At 65.4% G+C, this 8,256-nt stretch carries 1 protein-coding gene; it reads right to left on the bottom strand.

The features are described 5' to 3' along the window. Window positions 1–8,026: DNRLRE domain-containing protein (locus EAO75_RS03140; RefSeq protein WP_147994267.1), on the bottom strand; the 8,026-nt coding region annotated here is incomplete at its 3' end. Window positions 8,027–8,256 lie beyond the last annotated feature (230 nt).

The raw sequence follows: 8,256 nt of genomic DNA, 5'->3' as shown, positions 1-8,256 counted from the left end.
GCATGTGCCCGTCGAGTTCGACGAGGCTCGTCGGGTTGCCACCGCCGAACGCGTACCGATTGCTGGTGTAGGGGTCGGTGCCGAGACGCATGTCGGACAGCGCCCCGTTGTACATGTCCCGGGTGGTGAAGCGGTTGAGGCCTGGGCTGTAGTTGCGGAAGCCCATGTCGTAGGTGCCGGACTGGGCATCCCAGCGCTTGGCGTTGAAGCGGTAAGGGTTGTAGGCCTCCTTGGTCGGGTCTGCGGCATCGGGCTTGTCGATGCCGGTGAACTCGGAGTCGTCGTCCTTGCCGTAGGCGGTGTAGCCGTAGGTGGCCTTGGTGTCGCCGTTGTCGTCCGTCAGGGTCTCGACATCGGTGTGACCGTTGTAGCCGTAGTAGCTGTCCTCGGTCGTGCCGTCGCCGTTGTGCTTGACCTGCGACAGGCGTTCGCCCCAGGGGCTGTACTGGTACGACTTGGTCAGCGTGCCGGCGACCTTCTCGTCCAGGACCTCGTTCGACAGGCCCAGGTACTCGAAGTCCGTCGTCTTGCCGTCCGCCGTCTTCGACCTGGTGCGATCGAGTGGGTCGAAGGTGTAGGTCGTCGACTTCATCGCACCCGCCGAGTCCTTCTTCTGGGACTCCACGACGTGGTCGAAGCCGTCGTACACGCTCCGCTCGATGACCTCGCCGCCCGAAGTGATGGTCTCCATGCGGCCGAACGGGTCGTAGTTGTAGTTCGCCGTGCTGCCGGAGACCGTCGCGGTGAGCAGCCTGTTGCGGTCGTAGTTGTAGCTGGTCGTGACGTCCTTGACCGTCTGGCTGATGACGTTGGCGTTGTTGTCGTGGACGTACGTCTCGGTGCCCGCGCCATTGCCGGTCTTGACCGACTGCTTGAGCCGGTTGGCCGGGTCGTAGGTGTAGTCCGTGGTGGAGTCGAGGTACGCCGAGTGGTTGTCGGCGTTCATCTTCTTCGCCACGTCCTGCGACTTGTTGCCGTTCGGGTCGTAGGCGTAGGTGTGCGAGTCGACGAGGGTGCCGTTCGGCTTCTTCTCCGCCGACGTCTTCAGCGCCGCGTCCAGGTAGTACGTGTAGTCGACCGTGTTGCCGTTGGCCTTGGTCTCCTTCAGCTTCAGGCTGCGGTCGGTGTACGTGTACGACGTGACCTTCGGCGACGCGTCCGTGGCGGACTTGCCGACAGAGACCGTCTTGACCAGTTCACGCAGGTCGTACGTGTACTTGGAGAACTGGTCCGGGTGGGTGATGGTGTCCTGCTGGCCGTCCGCGTCATACGTGTACGACGTGGACTTCTTCTCCACCCCTGCCAGGTTCTCGGTGACCTTCTGGACCTGGTTGAGCCCCGTGTAGGTGATCGCGTAGTTGTCGATCTTCGCGGTCGACGAGGTGTCATCGATCTGGGTCAGGTTGCCGTTGAGGTCATAGGAGTAGGCGAAGTTCGTCTTCTCCGTGTCCGCCGGGTCACCGCTGGTGTCGCGGACGAGCTTGACCGCGTCGGCGACCACGACTCCGCCGCTGTTCTGGAACAGCTGCAGCTTGGCCGCGTTGCCCTGCTTGAAGGCGTAGGAGCCAAGCGAGACCCAGGTGCCCTGGTTGGCGGTGGCGTTCTGGTCGATCGTCTTGTCGGCCGTCCCACCGTCGTAGGTCACCGTGTACTTGGCCGTGGTCGCGGCGCCCGTCACCTTCGGGAACTTGACGTACGTGGCGTACGTGCCGTCCTTGGGGATGTTGAGCGTCCATGCGTAGGCGTCCGTGCCCGTGGCGGCCGTGTGGGTCTCGTGGTTGTAGCCCTGCTGGCCGGTGATGTCTCCCTTCGTCCAGGTGCCGGTCTTGGCGGTGTTCTGGGTGTCGGAGTTGTCGACGAGGGCGACCGACTTGCCGACCGGGACGCCGTCGTCCGCGCGGGACTTCAGTGAGCCGTCGGGGTAGAACGACCACGTCATGGTGCGGTCCGTGGAGCCGCCCGCCGAGGTCAGGGTGCGCTTGGTCTGCTGGCCCAGCTCGTTGTAGTCGTACGTTGTGGCGATGTCCCACGGGTCGGTGGACGCCTTCACCCAGCCGTTGTCGTAGTAGCTGTAGGTGGTGTCGTTGCGGACCGTCTCACCGTCCGATGGCGGCAGCGAGGTCTTCGCCACCCGGCCCACCTTGTCGTATGCCGTCTCCCTGTAGACGTTCGGGTCGTTGTAGCGGCTGTCCGCCGGGTCGTAGGGCTGGTACTGCTTGGCCGGCCGGTTCAGCTCGTCGTACTCGGTACGGGCGGTGAACGCGGTGGTCGTACCGGCCGCGACGGCACGCGGGCTGATCACCTTGGTGGTGTTGCCGACCTGGTCGTACTCGAACTTCGTCGTGCGGTACGTGATGGTCGACGTGCCGTCGTGCGGGACCTTGACCTCGGTCTTCTTGCCGCGCTCGTCGTAGATGACGGTCGTGGTGTTGTTCTCCGCGTCCGTCGTCGAGACGACCAGCGAGTCCTTGTCGTAGGAACGCTTCGTGGTCTTGCCCGCCGCGTCCGTGACAACCGTGACCCGGTGGTCCAGGTCGTAGTCGGTCTTGGTCGTGAAGTCGGTCGTGTCGGTGGTGGCGTTCTTCTTCGGGTCGATGACCTTGGTGACGTTGCCGACGTTGTCGTACTCGTACGAGACCTTGTCGCCCTTCGCGTTGACCACGGAGGTGAGCTCGTCGATCTCGTCGTAGTAGTTCGTCGTGACGTAGTCGGTGGTGTCCGTCGTCGTTGCCGTGCCCTTGGGCTCGGTCGTCGTCTTCAGGTTGCCGATCTTGTCGTAGGTGTACGTCGTGGCACGTGGGCTGGTCAGGTTATTCGCAGGCGCCGTCGCCGACGTGACCTGGTCCGCGTTGTCGTACACCGCCGTGGAGATCGCGCCGTTCGGCGCCGTCGACTTGGTGACGTTGTCGTTCTCGTCGTACACCGGCGCCGGTGTCGTGATCACGACACCCGTGTCCTTGGGTGCGGTGTTGACCAACGGACGTCCGAATGTGTCGTACGTCTGCGTGGTCACCTTGCTGTTGGCGTCGGTGACCTGGGTGACCTGACCGCGCTCGTCGTAGACGAACCTCGTCGCGTTCGACTTCGCGTCGGTGATCGTGTCCGGGTAACCGGTAGCCCCGAAGCCGCTGTACGTCGTGGCGTGGCTGTTGGGGTCGGTCGCCTTGGTCAGCTGGCCGTAGGAGTCGTAGTCGTACTTCGTGGTGTAGTCGTCCGGCACCGTCGTGGTCGCGACACCCTTGGGGTCCGTGACCGTTTTCACGTTGCCGAAGGTGTCATAGCCGAACTGCCACTTGCGGTCCTCGGGAGAGGTCTTGCGGAACAGATCGGCGGAGTAGCCGTCGGCACGCGTCTGGTACTCGTACTTCGCGGCGTTGGCCGGCCACTTGGTGGTGTCCGTGACGCAGGTGGCCGTCTGGTCCGGGACCCCGGTCTTGTTGTTCTCCGCATCCCGCTGCCAGAGCGGATACCCCGTCTTCTGGTCGTAGCAGTACGCGGTCTTGGCGCCGTTGTCCTCCTCCAGATACGTGACGTTGTTGTCCGCGTCCCAGCTCATCTTCGCCGTCTGGGACTTGGCGTTGGTCGTCTGGACCGGGCGGCCGAAGTCGTCCGTCACGTACTTCGTGGCGTGCGTCTCGGCGTCCGTGACAGTGGTGTCGGTGAACTTCGTGTTCGTGGTGTTCGCCGCGTACCCGAAGCCCGTGTCGTAGCCCAGCCGATCCTTGATCGTCTTGGTCCACCAGTGGTACTTCGGGTCGTCACCCGCCTGCGGCGCGTAGTACGCCAGGTCGGTGCCCTTGCCGCGCGGGTCGGTGATCTTGACCAGCTTGACGTTCTTGTTGCCCTGGGTGGAGTCGTAGGTGAACTTGAAGTCCTTCGGCTGGGAGGAACCCTCGCCGTCGGTCATCCAGCCCAGCAAACCCGTGGTCGTGTAGTAGAAGGAGATCTTGCGGGTCGGCAGGCCCGTCACCGACCCCGAGATGTCCGTGATGGACTTGACGTGGTCGTAGATCTTGGGCTCGTTCAGGTTGGTGCCAGTGGCCTTGGCACCCGTGGCGGTGATGTACGTGTAGGTGGCGTCACCCGAGACGACGCCGCCCTTGTTCTCGTACTTCCGGTAATAGTCGATCTTCATCGACTGCCGGCCTGCCGGGTCGGTGATGTACGTGAGGAACTTCGTCGGCTTGTTGCGGGACTTGCGCTCCTCGTACGTGTACGTCTGTGTGTTGCCGTTCTTGTCGACAACGGACGTCAGGTAGCCATCGCAGCCGAAGAGGAACCGCGTGCCGTCCGGGCGCATCAGCGTCCAGGCGTCCGGGATCGGGTCCTTGTTCGGGGTGCAGTCCAGGCCCGCCTTCATGGTGACGCGGTAGTGGACGCCCGCCGGGGCCTTCCAGGTGCCGTCTGCCTGCTTGGTGAAGACGTGCGTCGTGCCGTCACCGTCCGGGAGGCGGATTTCCGTCGCGTTGGCGTTGGGGTTCGGGTGGAAGTCGAGCGGCGCGCCCAGGCGGATCGGACCGGCCGCCTGACCGGACCAACCGTGACCGAGCACCGTGTCGGAGGTGTCCAGTGAGTTGTACGCGAACCTGGCGAACGTCGTCAGACCCCGCCCCGGGTTGGTGAACGCGTTGTACGACCACACCGTGTTGCCCGACGCCAGGTTGTTCATCACCGTCGACCCGGCGCCGGTGTTCTTGCCGGTGTAGGAGTAGAACTTCTCCAGACCGAGGGAGTTGGAAGTCGGGTCCTCGACGGCCACGTTCTGCTTCAGCGACGGAATCCCGCCGGTTCCGGCGGACAGCCAACTGCCGTCGGAGACCTTCTTCACATCCCAGCCGAGCACGTAGTCGGTGCGCTTGCTGCCCGAGTCCGAGTTGATCGGCGTCTTCACCTGCGCCTGGATCGTCGCCGACGAGCCGGGAGACAGCGCCGGAATCGCCGTCGACAGCTGGTTGCCGCCGGTCGTCACGTCCGTGCCGTCGGGGAGCTTCCAGGTGTACGACAGCTGCCGCTCACCGCTCGCCCAGGCGGCACTCGTCGTGTTGGTGACCGTGAACTCCACCGTGTACGTCGAGTTCGGCGTCATCCGGGCCGGAGTCTGCGGCGCGTAGTACGTGTCCTCGGTAGTCGAGTCGACGTAGATCACGCGCAGCAGCGGGCCGAGCTGCTGGTCGGACGTCTCCGAGGCCAGGAACACCGTCCGCTCCTGCGGGCCGGTGGACGTCTCGTCCTTGAGCTTGACCATGGCGCCCTTGTTGGACGTCGGGGTCTTCACCCAGCCCTGGGTGAGCGAAGTGGCGTCCCACCAGTGCCGGCCCACCTCCGAGACGGAGGCGACGGTGTCCGAGACCGTGGCGGAGAAATCGCCGCCGGCCGTCGTCCACGCCGTGCCGGTGGCGGCGCTGTTCCAGGTGGCCTGAGTCTCGTTGAAGTCCCTTGTCAGGCCGTGGAGTTCGTAGATCGCACCGTTGGTGTCGGTGGTGGTCTCCGCGCCCCACATGAACAGCCGCGATTCCAGCACCGTGGCGGTGGTGGGCAGGTCGCTGGTGGGGAACTTCATGACCGAGCGGGTCTTGCCGTACGTGGGCGAATTGTTGCCCACCGTCAGCCAGTTCTGGCCCGCGCCCGCCGAGTCGATGGTGTCGAGGTTGGTGGTCGGGGTCGCGGAGGACAGCGTGGTGTCCGTGTTGCCGGCCGCGGTGCCCTGGATCAGCTTCATCGTGCGGCCCGCCTTCGGCACGCCGACGATGCGGGTGGGCGAGCCGAGCAGCTGGCCGTCGGCCGTCTTCACCGCGATCTGGTAGTAGTACGACCGCCCGATCTCCGCCGAGGAGGAGTCCGGGGTCGGGGTCGCGGTGGTGTCCGTGTACGTCGTCGCGGCCTTGTCGATCGGCGCGATCAGCGTGGCCGCGGACGGCGTGAACGCCTGCTGCGTGGAGCGGTGCAGCTGGTACTCGGCGATGTTCAGGTCCGCATCGCCGGTGGTGTTGGAGTAGGCCTTCCACGACAGCTCCGGGCCCGTGCCATGGATCACCGTCGGCGAGTTCAGCGTCGTGCCGACCTTGCCGTACGTCACGGTCAGCCGCGGGATCGTGGCGGTCTCGCCGCCGTAGTCGCCGTCACCGGACTCGTAGCGCGGGCCGCCGAGGGGGTTGGCCGCCTCGTCGGTGGCCTTCAGGACGAAGCCGTGGTTCGTGGCGGTGCCGTCGACCCACTTCTGCACGGTGTCGCCGACCGGGAAGCTGTGCCACCGGTTGTACTGACCCGCCGACTTGGTGATCCTCGCCGGGTCGACCAGGCGCACCGCGTCCGCGACCAGCGCCTGGCTGGTCGGCACCGAGGTGTCCTTGAGCTCGACCTTGTAGGCGCCGCCCTTGTTGAAGGTCAGCTCGTTGGTGTCACCGCCGAGCGAGGTCCACACGCCGCCGGTGCCGGTGGTCTGGTTGACGTTGTACGTGCTGGTCGCGCCGCCTGCCGCGGTAACCGTGTAGGGGGCGGCGACGGCCCGGTTGGCGCCCTGCACATAGTGCGCGTCCACCCGGTAGGTGCCCGTCTCCGGCACCCGCATCGGCCAGGTGAAGGAGTCACCCGTGATCGAGTCGAGGTTGAAGCGGAAGGTGTCCCCGACCGCGTTGGCCGTCGTGGCGGAGGTCGCCCACGTCCCGACCGCCGCCGTGCCCGCGTCCTCGTCGTCGATCTGCACCGACGTCGACGACTGCTCACCCACCAGGTCGCTGGTGCCGGCCCAGGTCGCGGTCGTCTCGTCCCACGCCTTCGTGGCCCGGTACACACCGATCTGCGTGTTCGTGGTGGCCGTGGTGTGCGCCTGGTCGTAGTACATCTCCAGGCGCGCCGAGTCGATCTTCGTGCCCGACGGGATCTCGTCCAGCGGGAACTTGATCAGAGAACGGGAGTTGGCCGTGGTGGAGGTGCGGCCGGCCGACAGCTTCCAGGTGGTGTTGAAGTTGGTCGACGGCTGGTCCGACAGGACCATGGTGTCCTGGGACTGCGACGGTGACGGCGCGATGGTGATCGTCGGGTCGATGACGACCGGGTACTGGCGGTCCTTCGACGCCAGCCACTTCGCGTCCGGAGTGACCGTCAGCTTCCAGGACTTGCCGTCCTTGGTCAGCTTCTGGGTGACCTTGGTGCTGTAGGTCCGGCCGAAGACGGAGGCGTCCCGCTTCTTCGCGTCCGTCATGTACGGCGCCGGGATCACCATCACCGGCGTGTTCGGCAGCTCGCCGTACAGCGCGATCGAGCCGTCCTTGCGGGCCTTCGGTATGAGCCCGTCGGTGTCCAGCGTGAAGGTGAACTTCAGCGGGCCGTCCGGGCGTTCGGCGAGGGTGATGTTCTCCTTCACCCGGCCCGGACCCACGACGTACTGCACGTCAGCGCCCTGCACCGCGTCCTTGTACGTGACCGTGGAGCCCTTGGCCGACGGCTTCAGCGCGCGGGCCGCGCCCTCGACGCCGAGGGTGACCGAGCGGCCGTCCGGTGACTGGAACCGCACCAGCCTGTCCGCCTCGGCGCCGAACCAGCTGCGGCCCTCATTCGTCGTGTTGGCGAACGCGAAACCCTTCGCCTGCGACGCGCGGACCGTCGTATCGACCGGCTTCCAGGACCTCTTCTTGCCCGACCCCGAGCGGTAGGACGTCGGCACCGCCGACAATTCCGCCTCGACACGTCCGTCCGACAGCTGCCAGAACCGCGCGTTTGCCGTTCGTTTACCCGAGAGCTCCCTGACCCGCTTCGCCTTCGGGTCGTTCTTGGGCCAGGAAACCTTCTCCCGATCCGCTATATCCAATTCGTCATGGGACGGCGGCTCGTCCAGTCCGCCGCCGTCCTCGTCGTCATCCGCGAACCAGCCCTTGACGGTGTCGAAAATCCCCTTGTCGTCACCGTCATCAGCGGGCGCCGCATACGCGACCTGGGGCAACGCGGTGCTCGTCACCGCGGCTACCACCAGGCACGCTATCAGCTTGCCCAGTCCGGATTTCACGCCAAACCTTTCCTCGTGCGCCATGGCATAAACATGCCGCCAGAATTCGTCCCACCCATGGGAAACGAGGCCATGGGCAGGGGCGCCGGGTTTCTATTCATTTTGGTGACGCCGTGTCAAGTCCGTGGACAATACGGACCATTGACCGTGCGGAGACCGTGGAGTGTCCGATATGTTCCCCCACTGGCCATCGGCGGACAGCGTCATGTATAACCCCGTCGATTCATCTTGAGCAGCCGTATTCGAAGGGGGAA

The organism is Streptomyces sp. UW30 (assembly GCF_008042075.1).
GTDB lineage: Bacteria > Actinomycetota > Actinomycetes > Streptomycetales > Streptomycetaceae > Streptomyces.
The sequence above is the reverse complement of the archived record's forward strand: the minus strand, read 5'-3'. Positions and strand labels throughout refer to the sequence as shown.